General features: G+C 35.8%; 23 protein-coding genes. 22 read left to right on the top strand and 1 reads right to left on the bottom strand.

Annotated features, from left to right (window positions below; translation table 11 throughout):
* Position 1: 1 nt before the first annotated feature.
* From CWS01_RS19200 to CWS01_RS19120, 17 genes are all read left to right on the top strand, one after another.
* On the top strand, positions 2 to 1,144 hold the full coding sequence (locus CWS01_RS19200) for a sensor histidine kinase (RefSeq protein ID WP_101178819.1): 1,143 nt from the start codon (positions 2 to 4) through the stop codon (positions 1,142 to 1,144).
* Between the two features lie 28 nt (positions 1,145 to 1,172).
* A complete protein-coding gene (locus tag CWS01_RS19195) occupies positions 1,173 to 1,859 on the top strand; it encodes a response regulator (RefSeq protein ID WP_101178837.1) in 687 nt (228 codons plus the stop codon).
* Positions 1,860 to 2,031: 172 nt separating this feature from the next.
* A complete protein-coding gene (gene sda, locus CWS01_RS19190) occupies positions 2,032 to 2,184 on the top strand; it encodes a sporulation histidine kinase inhibitor Sda (RefSeq protein ID WP_235852121.1) in 153 nt (50 codons plus the stop codon).
* A gap of 156 nt (positions 2,185 to 2,340) precedes the next feature.
* Positions 2,341 to 3,186 carry a DegV family protein gene (locus tag CWS01_RS19185; RefSeq protein ID WP_101178818.1) on the top strand — a complete coding sequence of 282 codons (846 nt, stop codon included), beginning with the start codon at positions 2,341 to 2,343 and terminating at the stop codon, positions 3,184 to 3,186.
* Positions 3,187 to 3,390: 204 nt separating this feature from the next.
* Complete coding sequence (locus CWS01_RS19180) at positions 3,391 to 3,789, top strand: nuclease-related domain-containing protein (protein WP_101178817.1); 399 nt, start codon at positions 3,391 to 3,393, stop codon at positions 3,787 to 3,789.
* The gene (locus CWS01_RS19175; RefSeq protein ID WP_101178816.1) at positions 3,790 to 4,410 is read left to right on the top strand and encodes a hypothetical protein; all 621 of its coding nucleotides are present in this window, start codon (positions 3,790 to 3,792) and stop codon (positions 4,408 to 4,410) included. It abuts the gene before it with no gap.
* Positions 4,380 to 5,867, top strand: a complete 1,488-nt coding sequence (locus CWS01_RS19170; RefSeq protein WP_101178815.1) for a DEAD/DEAH box helicase — start codon at positions 4,380 to 4,382, stop codon at positions 5,865 to 5,867. Before CWS01_RS19175 ends, CWS01_RS19170 begins: the two co-directional genes overlap by 31 nt.
* On the top strand, positions 5,868 to 6,563 hold the full coding sequence (locus CWS01_RS19165) for a ComF family protein (protein WP_235852120.1): 696 nt from the start codon (positions 5,868 to 5,870) through the stop codon (positions 6,561 to 6,563). It begins immediately after the preceding gene.
* Positions 6,564 to 6,590: 27 nt separating this feature from the next.
* Positions 6,591 to 6,998, top strand: a complete 408-nt coding sequence (locus CWS01_RS19160) for a TIGR03826 family flagellar region protein (RefSeq protein WP_101178814.1) — start codon at positions 6,591 to 6,593, stop codon at positions 6,996 to 6,998.
* Positions 6,999 to 7,257: 259 nt separating this feature from the next.
* Positions 7,258 to 7,527, top strand: coding sequence for a flagellar biosynthesis anti-sigma factor FlgM (gene flgM, locus CWS01_RS19155; RefSeq protein ID WP_101178813.1), 270 nt, complete (start codon positions 7,258 to 7,260; stop codon positions 7,525 to 7,527).
* Between the two features lie 190 nt (positions 7,528 to 7,717).
* Entirely contained in the window at positions 7,718 to 8,215 is a 498-nt protein-coding gene (locus tag CWS01_RS19150; protein ID WP_101178812.1) for a flagellar protein FlgN, read from the top strand.
* A gap of 13 nt (positions 8,216 to 8,228) precedes the next feature.
* Positions 8,229 to 9,779 carry a flagellar hook-associated protein FlgK gene (gene flgK / locus CWS01_RS19145; RefSeq protein ID WP_101178811.1) on the top strand — a complete coding sequence of 517 codons (1,551 nt, stop codon included), beginning with the start codon at positions 8,229 to 8,231 and terminating at the stop codon, positions 9,777 to 9,779.
* Positions 9,780 to 9,790: 11 nt separating this feature from the next.
* On the top strand, positions 9,791 to 10,678 hold the full coding sequence (gene flgL / locus CWS01_RS19140; RefSeq protein WP_101178810.1) for a flagellar hook-associated protein FlgL: 888 nt from the start codon (positions 9,791 to 9,793) through the stop codon (positions 10,676 to 10,678).
* Between the two features lie 343 nt (positions 10,679 to 11,021).
* The gene (locus CWS01_RS19135) at positions 11,022 to 11,612 is read left to right on the top strand and encodes a DUF6470 family protein (RefSeq protein WP_101178809.1); all 591 of its coding nucleotides are present in this window, start codon (positions 11,022 to 11,024) and stop codon (positions 11,610 to 11,612) included.
* Between the two features lie 14 nt (positions 11,613 to 11,626).
* Positions 11,627 to 12,073, top strand: a complete 447-nt coding sequence (fliW, locus tag CWS01_RS19130) for a flagellar assembly protein FliW (protein WP_101178808.1) — start codon at positions 11,627 to 11,629, stop codon at positions 12,071 to 12,073.
* Between the two features lie 4 nt (positions 12,074 to 12,077).
* The gene (csrA, locus tag CWS01_RS19125; RefSeq protein ID WP_101178807.1) at positions 12,078 to 12,305 is read left to right on the top strand and encodes a carbon storage regulator CsrA; all 228 of its coding nucleotides are present in this window, start codon (positions 12,078 to 12,080) and stop codon (positions 12,303 to 12,305) included.
* A 133-nt stretch (positions 12,306 to 12,438) separates the two neighbouring features.
* The gene (locus CWS01_RS19120; RefSeq protein WP_101178806.1) at positions 12,439 to 14,094 is read left to right on the top strand and encodes a flagellin N-terminal helical domain-containing protein; all 1,656 of its coding nucleotides are present in this window, start codon (positions 12,439 to 12,441) and stop codon (positions 14,092 to 14,094) included.
* Positions 14,095 to 14,590: 496 nt separating this feature from the next.
* Here the strand turns inward: CWS01_RS19120 and CWS01_RS19115 are convergent, their stop codons facing one another.
* Positions 14,591 to 15,754, bottom strand: a complete 1,164-nt coding sequence (locus CWS01_RS19115; protein WP_328588935.1) for a glucose-1-phosphate adenylyltransferase — start codon at positions 15,752 to 15,754, stop codon at positions 14,591 to 14,593.
* Positions 15,755 to 16,523: 769 nt separating this feature from the next.
* On the opposite strand from CWS01_RS19115, the gene CWS01_RS19110 reads away from it, so the two are divergent.
* The 5 genes from CWS01_RS19110 (at position 16,524) to hpf (ending at position 20,097) form a co-directional block, all read left to right on the top strand.
* Positions 16,524 to 16,667, top strand: a complete 144-nt coding sequence (locus CWS01_RS19110; protein ID WP_235852119.1) for a flagellar protein FlaG — start codon at positions 16,524 to 16,526, stop codon at positions 16,665 to 16,667.
* 89 nt (positions 16,668 to 16,756) lie between these two features.
* Entirely contained in the window at positions 16,757 to 18,262 is a 1,506-nt protein-coding gene (locus CWS01_RS19105; RefSeq protein ID WP_235852118.1) for a flagellar hook-associated protein 2, read from the top strand.
* A gap of 18 nt (positions 18,263 to 18,280) precedes the next feature.
* Entirely contained in the window at positions 18,281 to 18,682 is a 402-nt protein-coding gene (gene fliS / locus CWS01_RS19100) for a flagellar export chaperone FliS (protein ID WP_101178804.1), read from the top strand.
* Positions 18,682 to 19,023, top strand: a complete 342-nt coding sequence (locus CWS01_RS19095; protein WP_101178803.1) for a flagellar protein FliT — start codon at positions 18,682 to 18,684, stop codon at positions 19,021 to 19,023. Before fliS ends, CWS01_RS19095 begins: the two co-directional genes overlap by 1 nt.
* Before the next feature lie 525 nt (positions 19,024 to 19,548).
* Positions 19,549 to 20,097 (top strand): ribosome hibernation-promoting factor, HPF/YfiA family, encoded by a 549-nt coding sequence (gene hpf / locus CWS01_RS19085; protein WP_101178801.1) that lies wholly within the window; start codon positions 19,549 to 19,551, stop codon positions 20,095 to 20,097.
* The last annotated feature ends 195 nt before the right edge of the window (positions 20,098 to 20,292 follow it).

Raw genomic sequence — 20,292 nt, 5'->3', positions numbered from 1 at the left:
TATGGTAATAAGGAAATTTGAGACAAAAACACTAGATTTGATTTTAGAGCAAATGGTCGAAACGGTTGGCTTTAGTAAAGACGAGATTTTTCGTATTGGGGAACAATGCCGACAAGACTATGAACAATTAACAACAGAATTAAAAGAGATAAAAACACTAGTGTTACAGGCGATAGAAGAAGGGGATAAGCTAGAAATTCAAGCAAGATTTGCAAGAAGAAGATTGTCTGAAGTCAGTAAGCATTTTAATGAATATACGGAAATCGAAGTAAGAGAAGCGTACGAAAAAGCTCATAGTCTGCAAATGGAATTAAGCATCAATCGTTCTTTGGAAAAACAATATCGTGAGCGTAGAGATGATATTGAGAGACGCTTAATCGGATTAGATGAAACCATTGAAAGAGCAGAGCATCTTGTCACACAGATTTCCGTTGTTATGAACTATTTAATTAGCGACTTAAAGCAGGTTGGCGAAGTGCTTGAGAACGCTAAGCAAAAACAAGACTTTGGTTTAAAAATTATAGGCGCTCAAGAAGAAGAGAAAAAACGTCTTTCTAGAGAAATTCATGATGGACCAGCGCAAATGATGGCCAATGTAATGATGCGTTCTGATTTAGTGGAAAGAATTTATCGGGAAAAAGGTGCAGAAGAGGCTATTTTAGAAATAAGAAGTTTAAAAATGATGGTACGAAGCGCTTTGTATGAAGTTCGGAGAATTATTTATGATCTTCGCCCGATGGCTCTTGACGATTTAGGACTTGTGCCGACTCTAAAAAAATATCTTCAGACTACAGAAGAGTATCATGAAAAAACAAGGATTGTCTTTTCAAGTTTAGGAAATGACACGCGTCTGCCTAGCAAATATGAAGTAGCTTTATTCCGTCTTATTCAGGAATCTGTTCAGAATGCATTAAAACATGCGGAAGCAAAAGTGATAACGGTTAGAATAGAAATACGCAGAGATCAAGTGATTGTCATGATTAAGGATGATGGCAAAGGATTTAATAAAGAGCAAAAAAAAGAGGAATCTTTTGGAATTATTGGAATGAGAGAAAGAGTCGAGCTCTTAAATGGAGAGTTAACGATTGATACGAAGATAGGAACAGGAACTGTTGTAATGGTAAGTGTTCCTATCAATGATTAAAGAGGGAAGCTTAGGGGAGGCGAAACAATTGGCTACAAAAATTCTTATTATTGATGATCATCAATTGTTTAGAGAAGGGGTAAAACGTATTTTAGATTTTGAATCAAGTTTTGAGGTAGTTGCTGAAGGGGATGACGGTTCTCAAGCAATTGACCTAGTAGATAAATATGAACCAGATGTAACGATTATGGATATAAATATGCCCAAAACAAATGGCGTAGAAGCAACAAGACAGCTGTTAGAAAGATTTCCAGATAAAAAAGTCATTATTTTATCCATTCATGATGATGAAAATTATGTAACACATGCTTTAAAAACAGGTGCGAGCGGATATCTATTAAAAGAAATGGATGCAGATGCTTTAGTGGAGGCGGTTAAGGTAGTATCAGATGGAGGTTCGTATCTTCATCCTAAAGTAACCCATAATCTGGTAAATGAATATCGCCGTTTAGCACAAGAGCAATCAGGAAGCGGCGACCACTATGTTCAAACTATTGAAATCAGAAGACCACTTCATCTGCTGACAAGAAGAGAATGTGAAGTATTACAGCTTCTTGCAGACGGAAAAAGCAATAGAGGAATTGGAGAAGCTTTATTTATAAGTGAAAAAACAGTAAAAAATCATGTCAGCAATATTTTACAAAAAATGAATGTAAACGATCGTACACAAGCTGTTGTTGTTGCAATAAAAAATGGCTGGGTAGAAGTTCGATAAAAGAGTGTCCCAAAAGATGGGACGCTTTTTTTTATAATCATGTATAAAATATTGAAAATTCAGATAAAAAACATAATTTATAAGGAAATAGCTAAAATGTACTAGTATATGCTTGCGTAATAAAATCATTTCAGGCAAACTATTGATAAATAGATGGATAGGGGTGTTTGGGATGAATGGAATAAATAATCTTTCAAATGCTGAATTAATACAAGCTTTTCACCTAGCAATTTCTTTAAAGTTGGATGCAGATTTTATAGAAATCTTATCCAAAGAAATCACAAAAAGAAAATTGCAGGAAATAGATAAAAGAAAAGTCAAATAAATAAAAAGCTATTATTTCCTATCAATATGATAAAGAACAAGATAAATTACCTTTTTTCGCATTCTATTAAATAAAAAAGGCGAATATAATGCAAGGCAGCCTTTTTTTAGTTAAAATGAACATACAATTTGAATAGATAGGAAGGTAATTATTTAAATGAGAACAGCTATTGTAACAGATAGTACTGCATATATATCAGATGAAATTAGAGATGCCTATAATATACATATGATTCCTTTAACGGTTATACTAGGAAATGAAATTTATGAAGAAGAAATAAATCTAAAGGCTGAACAGTTTTATGAAGAAGTTAAATTAAAGGATCTGCCAACTACTTCCCAGCCGCCAATTGGAAAGTTTGTTGAACTATTTGAAAAGCTATCTGCCGATTATGATGAGGTAGTCTGTGTCCATTTATCAAGTGGAATTAGTGGGACTTATCAAGGAGCGGTAACGGCAGGGACTATGGTAGAAGGAATTAAAGTATATCCTTTTGATAGTGAAATCAGCTGCATGGTCCAAGGCTTTTTTGCTGTTGAAGGGGCCAAGCTTGTGAAGGAAGGAAAATCAGCTGCCGAAATAATCAAAATATTGGAGGAGCTTAAGAACTCCAGCCATGCTTATTTTATGGTAGATGATTTGAGCAATCTGCAGCGGGGCGGGAGACTTTCCAGTGCTCAAGCGTTAATTGGCAGTCTCCTTCAAGTAAAACCGCTGCTCCATTTTTCAGACAAAGTAATTGTTCCCTTTGAAAAAATCCGTACAAAGAAAAAGGCAATGAAGCGAATGGTAGAATTGTTGGCTGAAGCAACTAAAGGCGAACAATTCCAAGCAGTCCTTATCCACGGAAACCGAAAAAAAGAAGCAGAAGAGTGGAAAAAAGAACTAGAAGTAGAATTTCCAAATATAGAATTCAGTATAAGCTATTTTGGCGCTGTCATCGGCACACACTTAGGAGAAGGCGCTATGGGTATGGGCTGGATCCGAAAAAGAACCTCTTGATGGGGTTTTTTTATTTGTGGGCTAGTAACGGATTTTGTCAAAAAATCGATAAATCATAAAAACTGAAAATAAATCTACTAAAAAAGAAGATAACCAACCGAATTTGAAAATAAAAAATATTTATTAAAAATTTTTCTCCTAAAAGCAGGAACTTTTAAGAGAAACCTCTAATATATAAAGCAAAATAAAAAAGGATGTGGTCTGTTGATTGTCAAAAAACTTAAAATCCCCGAATCTATTCTTCAGTTAGAAGCATTATTGCGAAGATTGCCCTCCAATCATTCAAAATTCCCTCTCGTAAAAAAAGAACTCAATATGAAATTAGCCGGTTACCAAGGAGAAAAAAATCTACTATTTCCACTTAGCTTTATAGATGATAAAAAGTATTCTATTTTACATGATTTAAGATTGTCTGACGGCAACCATTATTTTCAAATCGATGTTTTAATTCTATCCAAAAAGTTTGCTTTACTTTTAGAAGTAAAAAACTATGCTGGAGAATTGTATTTTGATACAGAGTTTCATCAATTAATCCGCAAGAAAGAAGAGTCAACATCAGCACTGCCCTATCCATTAACTCAGTTGAAAAGGATAGAATTTTAATTGAATAATTGGTTGAGTAAATATACTTCGATTCCACTGTACAGTATGGTTGTTGTAAGCAATCCCACGGCTTTTATCCAAACAAATTCCAAAGATTCCTCGATATTGGAGCAAATAATCCACCAAAACTATCTTTCTTTTCAGATTAATAAAATAGATGATTCCATTTTCTCCGAAAGTCTATCAGACGACGGATTAACAGCACTAATAAAGGCATGGAAGAAACAAAACAAGCCATTAGCTGTTTCTATTCTAAAAAGGTTTTCTATAGAAAAAGAAGAGATTACAAAAGGAGTGACATGTAGCCACGGCAACTATACGCCTTTAGAAAGAATCAATGCGAGTTGGTATTGTCCTTTATGCAAGAGTAAAAATAAAAACGAACATATTCATGCTTTAAAGGACTATTATTATTTGTTTGGAAAAACAATTAACAATAAGCAGGTAAGAGAGTTCCTCCACATACAGTCTTCCTCTTTGGCTACAAGAATCATGTCCAAAATAGAGCTAAAGAAAAAAGGCACAAGAAAAGATAATGAATATTATCTTGATATAAAAATATTAAACAAATTAACCAAAGGAGAACTCCAATGCGTTTCCTCATCCAAAATAACCTATTAACGCCCGCCACCAAAGCAATCGAACAAACGAAAAGAATTGCTGATATTACAAACGTCAACCCTCAGCCAATCAACCCCATTTTTAATTACAACTCGAATCTCCAATCCCTTCTTCAAGGCAAACAACTCCTGTTAGAGGAAATTCCTTTCTCTATAAAAGAAATTCACAAACATTATATAAATGGATACTGCCTTTACAACAAAGGAGTAGAAAAACGACAAGCTTTTTACTGCTGCAATCGCTGTGGAAATACAAATCAACACTATTTTGCATCATTTTACTGCGCAAGATGCAAGGAGATCTGTTTTTATTGCCGCCATTGCATTATGATGGGGCGAATCAGCGAATGTACCCCACTTATTAGCTGGATAGGTCCAAGTGTTGTGCAGAACACAAAAGATACCAAACTCCAATGGGATGGAGAGTTATCCTATGGTCAACAAACAGCCTCAGAAAAAATGGAGCAAATAATAGATCAACAATCCGAGCTCCTAATCTGGGCAGTGTGCGGAGCTGGAAAAACAGAAGTATTATTTAAAGGCATAGAAAAAGCATTACAACAAAATAAACGAGTATGCATTGCCACACCAAGAACCGATGTAGTATTAGAACTTGCCCCTCGCCTGCAAGAAGTGTTTCCAGATATCCAAGTGCTCCCCATATATGGAGGAAGTGAAGATAGACATCTTTACAGTCCCCTTATTATTAGCACTACACACCAACTGTTTCGATTTAAACAAACGTTTGATTTAATTATTTTAGACGAAATGGATGCCTTTCCCTATTCGTACGATACAAGTCTTCAATATGCCGTACAAACATCTCGCAAACCAAACTCCGCCATGATCTATTTAACAGCAACCCCTAATAAAACCTGGAGAAACAAATGCCAGCAAAACAAAATCAACTATGTCACCATTCCCGCAAGATACCACAAGCAACCTCTCCCTATCCCACAATTCACTTGGTGTGGAAACTGGGAGAAGCGGCTAGAGAAAGGCAATCTTCCTCAAGTTATAATTGATTGGATAAAACAGCGTATCCACTCTCGCAAACAAGTTCTTCTTTTTATTCCAAAGATTGCGTATATGAAAAAAGTAAAGACTATCTTTGAACAATGGACCCCTCATGTAGAAACCGTTCATGCAGAAGATCCTTTCCGCAAAGAAAAGGTGCAGAAAATGCGCAAAAAACAATTGGAGTTGCTTATCACAACAACGATTTTAGAACGAGGTGTAACATTTTCTAATATAGATGTTGCCGTACTCGGAGCGGAGAATCAAATATTTACCGATAGCGCTCTTGTCCAAATTTCTGGAAGAGCAGGGAGGAAAAAAGAATATCCAAAAGGCGATATTGTCTTTTTTCATTATGGCAAAACAAATGCCATGCTATCAGCAAAAAAACAAATGGAAAACAGCAATAAAGAAGCAAAAGAAAAAGGGATGTTGATTTAAATGATATACTGTGTCATTTGTTTAACAGAAGTGACTCCTGTTTTTAACTGGACCTATTTTTTATCAAAAGAACCAAACTTTTATTTATGTGATGGCTGCAAACAAAAATTAGTGCCGATTACTGGGGAATGCTGCACGATTTGCAATCGGCCCTTAATAGATTTAGATGCTGCGTTTATTTATGATGGCATTTGCCATGATTGCAAAAGATGGGAGGAAAATCCAAAATGGAAAGGCGTTTTAATACAAAATTATTCATTATTTTTATATAATGATTTTTTAAAAGAAGTGATTGCCCGATTTAAATATCGAGGAGATTATCTGATGGCAGGCGCCTTTTCTATATATATTCCTAAAAAGCTATTTCACGATAAAGTTGCCATTCCCATTCCTTTAAGCGAAGTTCGTTTGTATGAACGAGGATTTAACCAGACGGAAGCTATTTTGCATGTTGCCGGCATTCCTAGTACAAATTGTTTAACAAGGATACATAGTGAAAAACAATCAAAAAAAACACGTGCTGCAAGGTTAGAAGCAGACACTGTTTTTGCTGTAGAAAATAACGAGCAGATTATTTCTCAAGATGTGATCCTAGTTGACGATATATATACTACAGGAGCAACATTGCATAATGCAGCACTGGCTATTAAAGAGGCAGGAGCAAAATCTGTTGTCTCTTTTACCATTGCAAGATGATCAAATGCGAAAGTGGGGAAAAGAGTTATGGCCAATCTAGAGAATTGTCCAAAATGCGGGGAATTATATGTAGTCAACAGCTTCAGAGAAACATGCACAAAATGCTGGAAAGAAGAAGAAGCTGATTTTGATAAAGTGTATCAATTTATCCGAAAAAAGCATAATAGAACAGCAAAAATGGATGAGGTAGTAGAAGCAACGGGCGTAAAAGAAACTCTTATTTATAAATTTATTAAAAAAGGTAGAATAACGCTTGCTCAATTTCCAAACCTAGGTTATCCGTGTGCAAAATGCGGAACAGAAATACGAGCAGGAAAACTATGTTCAAAATGTTCAGCTGATATGAAAACAGGTCTAAAAAGTTTAGAAGCAGAAGAAACTCGGAAAAAAGAACGGACAAAAAGAAGTTCGACGTATTATTCAGAAAAGGAATAAAGGGAATAACGATATACGTTATTCCTTAGACAACTCCATCCATAATCCACTTTATTATCCACTTCTCTAAATAAAAACAGTCCAAATGTATTTATTATAAATTTTATATTAGGTAAATATTCTCTATTTAATCTGCATTTGTTTAGTTAATTTGGCGTATTTTAAGAAAATCAACAGGAAATGTTTAAATGGATAGCTAATCATCCGATAATAGAAGTAATCATATATTTTGTTCGGAATCGAAAGGGAGGAGTACACGATGAAAATTAATAATTTTGGAACACAAGGTATTAATCCATATAAAAATTCAGTTAACAAAATCAACGCAGCAAATAAAACAGAAGCCGCAAAAGGAACAGATAAAGTAGAGATTTCTGCAGCAGCAAAAGAATTGCAGCAAGTTTCACAAATTTCTTCTGAAAGAGCAGAAAAAATTGAAGCACTGAAAAAACAAGTGCAAAGCGGAACCTATGAAGTAAAAGCACAAGATGTCGCAAAAGGCATTGTAAATTTCTATTCTAAAAACTAAGCTGTTTTTGTAAAGTCTATTGCCTTTTATCATGCAATGAAGTTTAACAAACTGAGTGGATTGGAGCGGAGGGCATTCCTCCCCGCGAAAAGCAAGTGCCAGAAGCGGAAATCAACGGGCTTCATTTATAAGCGTAAACAACAATCTTTGAAAAAAGAGAAAAAAATTAAAAAGAAAAGGAGGGGCAGCGATGTCTGAACTATTATTAATCGATATATTGGAAAAAATGGTGAAGCTGCATAAAAGTTTACATGCAATTGCCGGGAACAAAACAGAGGTTATTAAAAAGGGGGACATTGAGCCTCTTCAGCAAATCATGAAAGATGAACAAGCTCATATTATGAGCATTCAAAAACTTGAAACTGCAAGGCAAAATGTGGTGAAACAAATCGCACCAGAACTTTTACAGCCATCACTTACTGATTGTATCCAGCGTTTAAATCAGGAAGAAGCAGCAAAAGTGTCGGGATCAGCAGAACATTTAAAACAAATTATAATGGATTTAAAAGAAACAAATACATTAAATCAGCAGCTGCTGATACAATCGCTGCAATTCGTCAATGTTTCGTTAAATGCATTAAAGCCAACAAACAGAAGCATCAACTATGGTAAACCTTTAAAAGGAGATGCGATCAGAACGGATACAATTGGCAAACAATCTATGAGTCTATTAAATATAAAAGCATAGTGGAGGAACGGTTATGGCATCAACCTTTATGGGGCTAGAGACTGCAAAACGAGGTTTAGTGGCCCAACAAAGCGCCTTATATACAACGGGCAATAATATTTCCAATGCAAATACACTTGGCTACACAAGACAGCGTGTTGATCTGCAGCAAACGACAGGCTATCCTTCTGTGGGCACGAATGCTCCAAAGATAGCAGGGCAAATTGGCACAGGTGTGGAAGCAACAACGGTTACACGGTTAAGAGAGGGATTTTTAGATACGCAGTACCGCTCAGAAAGCAGCAAACTTGGATATTGGGAAAACCGATCTTCTGCATTAGGCAACTTAGAGACGATTATGAATGAACCATCCGATTCAGGATTAGCAGCTTCAATGGATTCTTTCTGGTCTTCCCTGCAGGACTTTGCATCAGATCCGCAAAATTCAGGAGCTCGCGCTGTTGTGCGCCAAAGAGGAATTGCGGTTGCTGATACATTTAACTATTTATATAAAACTGTTTCAGCAGAAAAAGGCAATGTCGAAAATGAAATCGGCGTTTCCGAAAAAGCAGTGAACACAATTTTGTCTCAAGTGGATGCATTAAATAAACAAATCGCAGCAGTGGAACCAAACGGATATTTGCCAAATGATTTATATGATAAACGGGACAGCTTGTTGGACGACCTATCCACTTATGTCAAAGTGAAAGTAAGTTATGAAAGTACAGGCGGAAATGGTTTAGCACAAGCAGAAGGAAAAGCGATTGTCAGCTTAGTAAATGATGATGGCACAGAAGTTGCAAAATTAGTGGATGCCAATGGCTACAACCAATTAAGTGTCAATAAAAATAGTGCAGATACAGCTGTTGCTTCTATTTCGGTTGGAGGCACAACAGTAGATATAAACAATTTTGATTCAACAGGCAAATTAAAAAGCATTGTCGAGTCTTATGGCTATGAAGATAGTAATGGTGATATTAAAGGAATCTATAATGATATGCTAACAGAGCTGGATAACTTGGCCTATACATTTGCAACAGCATTTAATGCGGTTCATGAAGATGGAATGAGTCCAAATGAAATAACAGCAGGAGCAAATCAAGATATTTCTTTTTTCGCTGATTCCAAAAGTACAGATGGTTCCATTACAAGCCGTGACGGTTTTGCAAGTCGGATTGCGATATCAGATGCTATTACAAGCAGCTTAGATAATATCGCCAATGCTTCTGGTGCGAATCCTAGCTCTGCCACTTTAGGAGATGCAACGGTTGCTAGTGCACTTGCAGAAATCATCAATAATAAATACGATTATGGCGATAGTTCGGAGCAGGCAACATTCCGCAACTATTTTGAAGGAGTTATTGGAAGCATGGCAGTAAGCGCCCAAGAAGCGTCAAAAATGTTTTCCAACTCTACGACATTACAGCAAACAGTTGAAAATAAACGAATGAGTGTCAGCTCTGTTTCATTGGATGAAGAAATGACCAATATGATTCAATACCAGCAAGCATATAATGCATCGGCAAGAATGATTTCTTTAACCGATGAATTATTAGATACGATTGTTAATGAGTTAAAAAGGTAGGTGAGAAGTAAATGCGTGTTACACAATCAATGGTTTCAGCCAATTCCCTGCGCAATATAAGCAGCAGCTATAATAAATTAAATGATTTATCCAACCAAGTATCATCAGGCAAAAAAATTACAAAACCATCTGATGATCCAGTTGTTGCGATGAAAGGAATGTTCTACCGTTCTAATGTATCAGAAGTAGAACAATACCAGCGTAACCTGTCAGAGGGTTATTTATGGATGGATAACTCGGAAGCTAGTTTGGAGCAGGCGAATACTGGTTTGCAGCGTATACGTGAGCTACTAGTTAAAGGGAAAAACGATACAAATAGTGAAGCAGAAAGAACGGCTATTGCCCAAGAGATAGAGGAAATAAAAAAGGATCTTGTAACAGTCGCAAATACAAAAGTAAATGGGAAATATGCATTTCATGGAACAGATATTTCTACACCTCTTGTAACAGATGGAGATCCGCCACAAGTTGCCGCAAATGTTGCTGATCCTAGTATTGATAATTATACGGTACAAGTATCGAGCGGAATAAATTTGAAAATTAATGTCAGTCCAACCGCATTCAGTCAAGAGATGTTTGATGTAGTGCAGGGGATTCAAGAAAAAATGGAAAACAACGATACAGATGGATTAGACGATCTTTTATCAAGATTAGATACAGTAACAAATAATCTTACAACAGAACGATCAGAATTAGGAGCACGCTATAATCGTTTAGAATTAGTGGAAACAAGACTTGATTCCCAAGAAGTATTGGCAAATAAAGTGCTGTCCGATAATGAAGATGTCGATATGGAAAAAGCCATTACCAATCTTTCGGTGCAGGAAAGTGTTCATAACGCAGCACTAAGCGTTGCCGCAAAAATTATTCAAACATCGTTGATTGATTTTTTAAGATAATCATTTGAAAAAGGGTTAGATGCCTATAACTACACTATAGATTTTAGTTGTAGGGATAGTTGTCTAGTCCTTTTTTTATAGTATAGAATGTTTTCATAAATTCTGGCTCTATGAAACAAGTGGGTGAGTTCCGCTGCAGGAGGCTCGCTTTCCGCGGGGCCGGCGGTGAGCCTCCTCAGGTCGCAGCCTTGCGGGGTCTCACCTGTCCCGATATTCCCGCAGGAGTCTCCTATATCCGCTCCAATTAACCTGTTTTCATAATCTTTTTTAGCCATATAACCTATTTAAAAACAACAGTCTTTAAAACAACACTGTCATATAAAAAGAAAAGGAGCAAAAGTGTATGTTCCCGCAAATCAGATTACAGTCAACTCCAGCTAGATTAGATATCCATGTTGAAAAGGGTTCATTAGAGATGGAGCAGCCAAAAGCAGACCTAGAAATTGAACAGCCGAAAGCAGAAGTAACGATAGATAGAAGACCTGCAAAACTAACGATTGATCAAACAAAAGCAAGAGAAGATGTCGGCTATAAAAGCATTCCGCGAATGATTGAAGATGCCGCAGCAGAAGGAAAACAAGCATGGTTAGAAGGAATTGCCAGAAGAGCCCAAGAAGGCAGGGCATTGATGCAAATTCAAAAGGGCACAACAAATCCTATTCCTCAGCAAGCGAAAAGAAACAGTGAAGGAGAACTGAAGCAGTTTGGCATTGCGTGGATTCCATCGGCAAATAGTGTGAAATTAGACTATGATCCAGGTGAAGTAAAAATAAATGTAGAAAGAAAAGATCCAATTATTAATGCACAAGCGAATAATCCTATTTTTAAATATAATCCATCCAAAGTGTCTATTATGTTAGCACAATACCCATCATTAGAGATAGATTTTGAAAATTTAAAGCAGGTTGGGGTAAACTATGAACAATACATATAAAGGACTGATAGATAGTGAAAATTAATACAAAATATCATGGTGAAAAAGATATAAAAGAAAAAGAAATAGTAGCCTTTGTTAAACCAATACCAGGTTTTCCTGATGAAGATAAATTTATTGTACTGCCATTGGATGAGGAAGGAAGTTTTTTTGCGCTCCAGTCTATTCAAAATGAACAACTTGCATTTGTCATCTCTAATCCATTTTTATTTTGTCCAAACTATGATTTTAATTTAGAAGAAAATGTAGCCGATCAATTGGAGTTGGCCTCTGAAACAGATGTTATTGTATTTGCCATTTTAACAGTGCAAGAACCATTTGAAGAAACAACTGCAAATCTGCAGGCACCAATTATTATCAACCAACAAAAAAATCTCGCAAAACAAGTGATTTTAAATCAATCTGACTATACAACAAAGCATCCTTTATTTCCTAACAAAAAATCTGTGGTGAAAGGGTGATAAGATGCTAGTTCTATCACGAAAAAACGGCGAGGTAATTAAAATTGGCGAAGATATAGAAATAACAGTAATTGCATCAAAAGGAGACCAAGTAAAAATCGGCATTTCTGCACCAAAGGATGTTGAAATATTCCGTAAAGAAGTTTATGAGCAAATTATACAAGAAAACAGAAAAGCATCTGTAGACATTTCAGCATTCCTAAATTTATTCAAAAAAAATGAAAAAAAATAATAAAATCTCTTAAACTTATTCTCTTGAAGTCGATATAGAAAGTAGAGAGAGGGAGGGCGGCCGACCTTCCTTAACTCCTACTAATTTAACGTTCACAAGGATGTGAACAACAACTTCAAGGAGGAAATTTAAAATGAGAATTAATCATAATATTGCTGCTCTTAACACTTATAACAAATTAAGCAGTGCAAACGCAGCGCAAAGCAAATCAATGGAAAAATTATCTTCAGGTCTTCGCATAAACAGCGCAGCTGACGATGCAGCAGGTCTTGCAATTTCTGAAAAAATGCGTTCACAAATTCGTGGTTTAGATCAAGCATCAGCTAATGCGCAAGATGGTATCTCTATGATTCAAACTGCTGAAGGTGCATTAAGTGAAACACAAGATATTCTTCAACGTATGCGTGAACTAGGTGTTCAATCTTCGAATGATACTAATACGGATGAGGATCGTACCTCGATCCAAACTGAAATTTCTCAGTTGAAGGATGAAATCGATCGTATTGGTAATACTACTGAGTTCAATACAAAGAAACTTATTGATGGTTCTATTGGGGCAAAAAAACTAGCAGGTGCAGATAATGCAGCAGTTATTAGCTCGGCGCTTGGAAAAGAAACAGCAGCAACTGCTACTAGCGTTTCTACATTAGCAACAGGAGATATAACTGCTTCAGGTGCGACAACTCTTAATCTTAAAATTGACGGAGCAAATATTGATGTAGCATTGGATGGAGACACATATGCTGCATTTGATGACAGTACTGACGTTAATAGCAAAGATTATGCTGCTAAGTTGCAAGAAGATATCAATAAAGCAATTGCTGATTACAATAAAGCAAATGAAACTAGTATTGCGAATGTTTCAGTAACTGCTAGTGCTGACACAAATGGAAGTATTAGCATTAAATCAGGGTCAGTAGGAGAAACTTCTACTGTAGATATTATTTCTAATGCTGCATCTAAGTCTTTAGGTGTAACAGATGCAGATGATGGTACTGATACAGTTTCAGCAAAAGGTAGTGAAGGTGTATTTAGTGTAGCAGGAGCTGCGGCAGTTAACGCAATTGGTGCTACTGACAAAATTAACTTAACAGTTGATGGAACTGAGATTGAAGTTGCTTTGGCTACTGTTGGAGCGAAAAGTGGCTATGGAACTGGTTCGGATACAATGGATCAATTAGCGACAGACTTAGCAAAGGACATCAATGATAAAATCACTGCATACAATGGTACTGTGTCAACTGACAAGGCACTTGATAAAGTTTCTGTGTCAGTAAAAGATGGTGCCTTGGTAGTCGAAAGTGGCTCAGAAAAAGCTACAAGTAGTATTAAATTTGATAACAGTGAAGCTGCTCAATTATTAGGCTTAGCTAAACAAAATAGTGCAACTCAAGGCGGCGGAGTGGACTTCCAAATTGGAGCTAACCAAACGCAAACAATGAAAGTAACAATTGAAGATATGCGTACTGATGCTTTAGGAATTAAAGATATTGATTTATCAACTAAATCAGGTGCTCAAGATGCAATTACTAAGATCAATGATGCACTTGAAAAAGTATCTACACAACGTTCTAATCTTGGTGCATTCCAAAATCGTTTAGAACACACAATTAATAACTTAGGAACGTCTTCTGAAAACTTAACAGCTGCAGAATCACGTGTTCGTGACGTTGACATGGCAAAAGAGATGATGAATCAAACTAAAAATTCAATTCTTGGTCAAGCAGCACAAGCAATGTTGGCTCAATCAAATCAATTGCCGCAAGGAGTTTTACAACTTCTTCGATAATTGAAAGAGGGCGTCTTACTTGGCAACGAGTAAGAGTATAACTGGGTGAATTGCTGGGACTTCCTAAAGCTTCATCAACCAAAGCGAAACTGGAAACGGTAGGCGTAAAGGTTTGACAATGATGGATATATTACAATGGATAATCAGCAGCCAAGCTCCTGTGAGGAAACTCTGGAGAAGGTTCAACGACTAGGGAATACGGTCTAAGGCAAACGCTATGACTATGAATCTCGTAGGGCAATAAAATTTGTTCGAAGTGCCCAGCTCCTAATAAATTTAGGATGAAGATATAGTCTATTCTATGATCGAAAGACATAGTCGCAAAGCAAGCGAACCAACAACCACAAGGCGTACTTCAATTATTACGTTAATAGATGGTTGCAAAAAGGGTATCAGCATTTTGCTGGTATCTTTTTTTGTACAAATAAAAAACAAGAACGAGCTTTTTAAAAAGCATGTTCTTGTTTTCTTATAATCATCTCTTAAACCTCGACAGTCATATCACCCTAGACAAACCAGCGCTGGCTTTTTCTTTTTTCACCATATTCTCGCCAACTAATGCAATATCATCGGTAGTGCTGACTACTACAACATCGTCTGCGATTTTTACATCGGATGCGACTACTGCATTTTCGATGATGACATTTTCGCCGATCACTGCACCTGGTAAGACCACTGAGTTTCTAATAACAGATCCTTTGCCGACTTTTACGTTTGTGAAGAGGATGGAGTTTTCTACTGTTCCGTACACTTCGCATCCTTCACTGATTTGGGAGCGTTTGACTTGTGCGTCTTCGTCCAAATATTGTGGTGGGTGTGTTTGTTCTGCTGTGTAGATATTCCAATCCTTGTCGTTTAGGAAAATATTTGTGTCTTTGTTAAGCAAGTCCATATTTGCTTCCCAGAAGCTGCTGATTGTACCTACGTCTTTCCAATAGCCTTGGAATTCATAGGAGAATAACTTCTTATTATCGAATAGCATCGCAGGAATAATGTCTTTGCCGAAATCTTTGGAAGACAATTCATTTTGTTCTTCGCTCTCTAAATAGCTTTTTAATGTACTCCATTTAAAGATGTAAACACCCATAGAAGCTAAGTTAGAGCGTGGATTTTTTGGTTTTTCTTCAAAATCTACAATGCGATTTGTTTCTTCATCCGTATTCATAATGCCAAATCGACTAGCTTCATCCCAAGGAACTTCTGTTACGGAAATCGTAGCATCTGCGCCTGTTGCGATATGCTGATCAAGCATTTTATTGTAGTCCATTTTATAGATATGATCACCGGAAATAACCAGTATGTATTCTGGATTATATTGCTCAATTAGAGGAGCATTTTGATAGATTGCATGTGCTGTGCCTTCGTACCAATGATCTTTGTCGTTGCATTGGTATGGAGGAAGAATGCTTAATCCACCATCGCGTCTATTTAGATCCCATTCTTTTCCGTCGCCAATATAATTTTGGAGAATATGAGGTTGATATTGTGTTAATACACCAACAGTATCGATGCCTGAATTACGGCAATTGCTTAATGTAAAATCGATGATGCGGTATTTACCACCAAAGGGTACTGCAGGTTTTGCTAATTGTTCTGTTAATTTTTTTAATCTTGTTCCTCTTCCGCCAGCTAAAAGCATTGCAATACATTGTTTCTTCAAAAATATTCCCTCCTGTGTGTGCTCTTTCGATATTATTGATCCCTTTTACGGGCAGTAAACCCTCTGTTGGTGTTTGCGTCTATTTATCTACAATCTGTCGTCTTCCCACAGCTTATAGTAATATTCATGTTCCTCTTCATTTTCGAAAACCTTTTCATTTTCCTCTTGTAATTCCGCTAAATTAATATATTTCATGGTTGTCCTCCTCTAATTTGTTGTTGTCGTTAATTTAATGTTAATTCTATCAAAATATGGAGTTAAAATAATAAAAATATTTAGAGTAATTTAGCTATTCATCGACATTTTGAAAGCCTTAACATGGTTTATTACCCAGATTTACCTCGAAAAAACAAATATAAGGATGGTTTTTGTCGAAATATTTTTGTTTATTTTATGTTTAATGATTAAGTACCCATGAAAAATAATTTCAAAACCAAAATGGAGAAAAATCAGAGATAGAATATTCTATTCCGAATTGGGACTAGTAGAACTAAAAAAATAGATGAAATAAAATATGGTATATAATTCCTGGTTCCATTTTCTTAAATCTATTTTCTTTAATATTCATTATTTAAATTCCGTTTATATGGACGATATAACTAGTAGAATTCTAATTGGTCGTAGGAGGTAAGATGATTGGGCGCAATATAATATATCCTATCTTTCCTATATCGAGAGCAATTAGCACAAATGAAATGAATATTAAGTAATGAAATGAGAGAAACACAGATAACAAGTTATGATTCCTTAGAGAAAAAATGAGGAAGATATGCTAACTAATATGGTTCAAGAAATGAATGAAGCGTTTAAACTAACACAAACTTCTTTGAAATTTGAAATGCATGAAAAACTAAATGACTACTATGTAAAAATTATTGATGATACAACAAAAGAAGTAATCCGCGAAATTTGATCCAAAAAAATGCTGGATATATATGCAGCAATGAGAGAATTAATGGGGTTCGTTATGGATGAAAAAATATAAAAAGAGGTGACGGCCAAGTGGTATTACGAATAGGCGGACTCGCAAGCGGCATGGATATTGATTCACTAGTCGAACAATTGATGACAGCAGAACGAGTGCCGTTAGATAAGATAGAGCAAAAGAAAACATATACAGAATGGCAGCGGGACGATTACCGCGAGATGAATTCTTTATTATTAGACTTAGATACTAGTATTTTTAATGGAATCAGCAAACAGGCATCTTATATTAAAAAGACCGTTAATGTGTCTGATGCTGATGCACTTTCTGTGAAAAATGTGAATTCTACGATTGATTTTTCAGGATCAGTAGAAATTGGTTCATTAGCAACTTCTGCTAAAATGATTAGTAAAAGTACATCTAAAATTACTGATTCATCCGCAAAATTGCCTATTACAGAAGAACAAACAATAAAAATTAGTGCTATTACAAAAGATGGAGTAATGCAAACAGAACCTTATGAATTAAAAATTACTTCAGATGATACATTAGACAGTATTATTGCCAAGATTAATAAAGACTCCGGTGTTACTGCCTTTTATGATGCAAATAGCAAGAAACTATCTATTACTGCTAAAAATACAGGCGATCTTACAACTTCTGCAGAAATTATCTTATCTGATGATGGTGGTTCTGGAGAAAAGTTTTTCAATGATATATTACAAATAAATTCGACTAGTGATATAGCAGCATCTAATGGCTTTGGAAGCCAAGGTACTAATGCGGAGGTTACTTATAATGGACTTAGCATTACTCGTCCTTCTAACACGTTCACAATCAACGGAGTAGAATTCACTGCCAAAAAAGTAACAACCGATGCTGTTACCTTTTCTTCTACAGCTGATGTAGATGGCATTTTGGATACTATCACACAATTTGTTGATAAGTACAACACAGCCATTGAAAAAATCCGTTCGAAATTAAGTGAAACAAAGTACCGCGATTATGCACCATTAACGGATGCACAAAAAGAAGACATGGAAGAAACAGAAATTGAAAAATGGGAGAAGCTTGCGAAAAGCGGAACATTAAAAAATGATTCCATTTTAAACTCTGTTTTAACAAAAATGAGATCTAATTTTAGTACTGCAGTTAGTGGTACAAATGGTTTTAGCCAATTATCGCAAATCGGCATTACGACAACTTCCAACTATTTAGATGGCGGAAAGTTAACGATAGATGAAGATAAATTACGTGCAGCTATTTCAGAAGATCCTAATGCTATCTATGAACTATTCCAAAAAAGTGGCGCAACTCCTTCAGAACAAGGAATTGCTCAGCGATTAAGGGCAAGTTTAAAAACAGCAATGACTGATATTACAGCAAAAGCAGGGAAAACTTCGAGTGTAAACAACACTTTTTCTTTAGGGAAAATATTGAATAATTATACTAGTAAAATCTCTAGCTATGAAGATAAATTAGAGATGATAGAAGATCGCTATTGGTCGAGATTTACGGCGATGGAAACAGCAATTAATAAAGCGAACAGTCAGTCTACTTATTTGACTAATATGATGAGTTAATAAAAGGGGGAAATAAAAATGGCTACTACAAATCCGTATCAATCTTATCAGCAGAATTCCGTTAATACAGCATCACCAGGTGATTTGACATTAATGCTGTATAATGGCTGTCTGAAGTTTTTGCACTTGGCAAAAAAGGCAATCGATGAAAAAGATATTAGTGCAAGAAATACAAATATCCAAAAAACACAAAATATTATTAAAGAGTTAATGGTGACATTAAATATGGATATTGCTATTTCACAAAACTTAATGTCGCTATACGATTATATGAATCGTCAGTTGATTAAAGCCAATATTGATAATGATAAAAACATTATTGCAGAAGTAGAGTCTCTTATAACAGAATTCAGGGATACATGGAAAGAAGCGATTCAATTAAACCGTAAGCAGCAATATGGCGGGGGCGGCCAAATTTAATGGAAAGCTATAAACAATTGTTTGCCGTTACATCACAATTGATAGAGCTTGTAAAAGAAAAAAGTGACCAAGAAGATTTTATTAAAGAAATGGAAGAACTTTTTACTAAAAGACAAGCATGTCTATCATTACTTTCTCCACCCAAAACGGATAGTGAAAAAAAACTAGGTCAGGCTTTAATGCAGCAAGATCAAGAATTAAAAGAAGTTCTGCAGCAGGAAAAACTGACAATTCAACAAGAACTAAAACAGTTAAAAGTAAAAAAAACGTCCAATCAAAAATATGTTAATCCCTATCAAGCGCTACAGACAGATGGCATGTTTTATGATAAACGGAAGTAATTCTGAAACCGTCTTTTAATAAGGCGGTTTTTATTATACTTATTTTTATTATAAATATGTGTTCAAGTGGTACTTTTCTAAATAAAGCTATGTTAAAGCTTATTGTTGATTTTGCTACTATATTGATTGGAAAGGAAACCATCTATTATTTGGAGAGGCGCCTATCCGACTCCTGGGGGATTAGCGAGACAGACGAGATCCTGCAGGAGCAAAGCGACGAAGCGGCTCGAAGCTCGCCCCCCGGAAAGCAAGTGCCTGAAGCGGAAATCAACGGGTGCACATACAGAGAAGTCTTAGGAATGCCAATAAAAAGGTGAAAGTTTAGAATGGAAATCAACAGGCAAGTTTTAAAGCAAAAAAATAACCAGTTCACATATTTGTCGAAATTTTTAAAAGTTTCAGCAGGAAATTGCCAGGGTAGACTAGAAGTATAAGGTATAGTCAAAATTGTTCTCATAAAGAATATTCTAGTTGCTCTTTAGGGAAAATAGACTTGCACTGGAAATTATAAAGGAGGAGTAACTTATGCATTTCAACATAAGAGGAGAAAACATTGAGGTAACTCCAGCTATACGAGAATACGTAGAGAAAAAAATTACGAAATTGGAGCGTTATTTTTCCGAATCACCAGATGCGAATGTGAATGTCAATTTAAAAACATATAACGATAAAACGGCAAAAGTAGAAGTGACTATTCCAATGAGTCAATTGGTGCTGCGTGCCGAGGAAGATCATGTCGATATGTATGCTGCCATTGATTTGATAACAGATAAATTAGAACGGCAAATTAGAAAACACAAAACAAAAGTTAACCGCAAATTCCGCGAAAAAGGCAGTGCAAATGAGTTTTTTGGATCTTTTGAAAGTGCGGCTGCTACTGAAGTAGAAGAGGATGAATTAGAAATAGTTCGTCAAAAACGATTTGATCTAAAGCCAATGGATAGTGAAGAAGCTATTCTGCAAATGGATTTATTAGGACATAGCTTCTTCATTTATACAGATGCCGAAACAAATTCTACTAATATTGTCTATAAAAGAAAAGACGGCAAGTACGGGCTGATTGAAGCAAAATAACAAATAAAACGCAGGGGATTGTCTCCTGCGTTTTTATTTGTTTGGAATGAATAAACGTGATTTTTTATCTGTTGTTTATGGATAAAAAAAATAAGTGCATAATAGTAATAATATAGGCCCTACTAATCATTACATAAGTTGTCACACTAGTATGGAAATGGTAAGATAGATAAGATAAAGAATAAACGGAAAAAG

The organism is Niallia nealsonii (genome assembly GCF_002835805.1).
In the GTDB taxonomy this organism is placed as follows: Bacteria; Bacillota; Bacilli; order Bacillales; family Cytobacillaceae; genus Niallia; species Niallia nealsonii.
This window is presented reverse-complemented; position numbering and strand designations above follow the sequence as displayed.

What these genes read in the sequence shown, in the direction of transcription:
- CWS01_RS19200 (WP_101178819.1), top strand. Translation starts at nt 2, where the DNA reads ATGGTAATAAGGAAATTTGAGACAAAAACACTAGATTTGATTTTAGAG.
- sda (WP_235852121.1), top strand. Translation starts at nt 2,032, where the DNA reads ATGAATGGAATAAATAATCTTTCAAATGCTGAATTAATACAAGCTTTT.
- CWS01_RS19185 (WP_101178818.1), top strand. Translation starts at nt 2,341, where the DNA reads ATGAGAACAGCTATTGTAACAGATAGTACTGCATATATATCAGATGAA.
- CWS01_RS19170 (WP_101178815.1), top strand. Translation starts at nt 4,380, where the DNA reads ATGCGTTTCCTCATCCAAAATAACCTATTAACGCCCGCCACCAAAGCA.
- CWS01_RS19165 (WP_235852120.1), top strand. Translation starts at nt 5,868, where the DNA reads ATGATATACTGTGTCATTTGTTTAACAGAAGTGACTCCTGTTTTTAAC.
- CWS01_RS19160 (WP_101178814.1), top strand. Translation starts at nt 6,591, where the DNA reads ATGGCCAATCTAGAGAATTGTCCAAAATGCGGGGAATTATATGTAGTC.
- flgM (WP_101178813.1), top strand. Translation starts at nt 7,258, where the DNA reads ATGAAAATTAATAATTTTGGAACACAAGGTATTAATCCATATAAAAAT.
- CWS01_RS19150 (WP_101178812.1), top strand. Translation starts at nt 7,718, where the DNA reads ATGTCTGAACTATTATTAATCGATATATTGGAAAAAATGGTGAAGCTG.
- flgK (WP_101178811.1), top strand. Translation starts at nt 8,229, where the DNA reads ATGGCATCAACCTTTATGGGGCTAGAGACTGCAAAACGAGGTTTAGTG.
- flgL (WP_101178810.1), top strand. Translation starts at nt 9,791, where the DNA reads ATGCGTGTTACACAATCAATGGTTTCAGCCAATTCCCTGCGCAATATA.
- CWS01_RS19135 (WP_101178809.1), top strand. Translation starts at nt 11,022, where the DNA reads ATGTTCCCGCAAATCAGATTACAGTCAACTCCAGCTAGATTAGATATC.
- csrA (WP_101178807.1), top strand. Translation starts at nt 12,078, where the DNA reads ATGCTAGTTCTATCACGAAAAAACGGCGAGGTAATTAAAATTGGCGAA.
- CWS01_RS19120 (WP_101178806.1), top strand. Translation starts at nt 12,439, where the DNA reads ATGAGAATTAATCATAATATTGCTGCTCTTAACACTTATAACAAATTA.
- CWS01_RS19110 (WP_235852119.1), top strand. Translation starts at nt 16,524, where the DNA reads ATGCTAACTAATATGGTTCAAGAAATGAATGAAGCGTTTAAACTAACA.
- fliS (WP_101178804.1), top strand. Translation starts at nt 18,281, where the DNA reads ATGGCTACTACAAATCCGTATCAATCTTATCAGCAGAATTCCGTTAAT.
- CWS01_RS19095 (WP_101178803.1), top strand. Translation starts at nt 18,682, where the DNA reads ATGGAAAGCTATAAACAATTGTTTGCCGTTACATCACAATTGATAGAG.
- hpf (WP_101178801.1), top strand. Translation starts at nt 19,549, where the DNA reads ATGCATTTCAACATAAGAGGAGAAAACATTGAGGTAACTCCAGCTATA.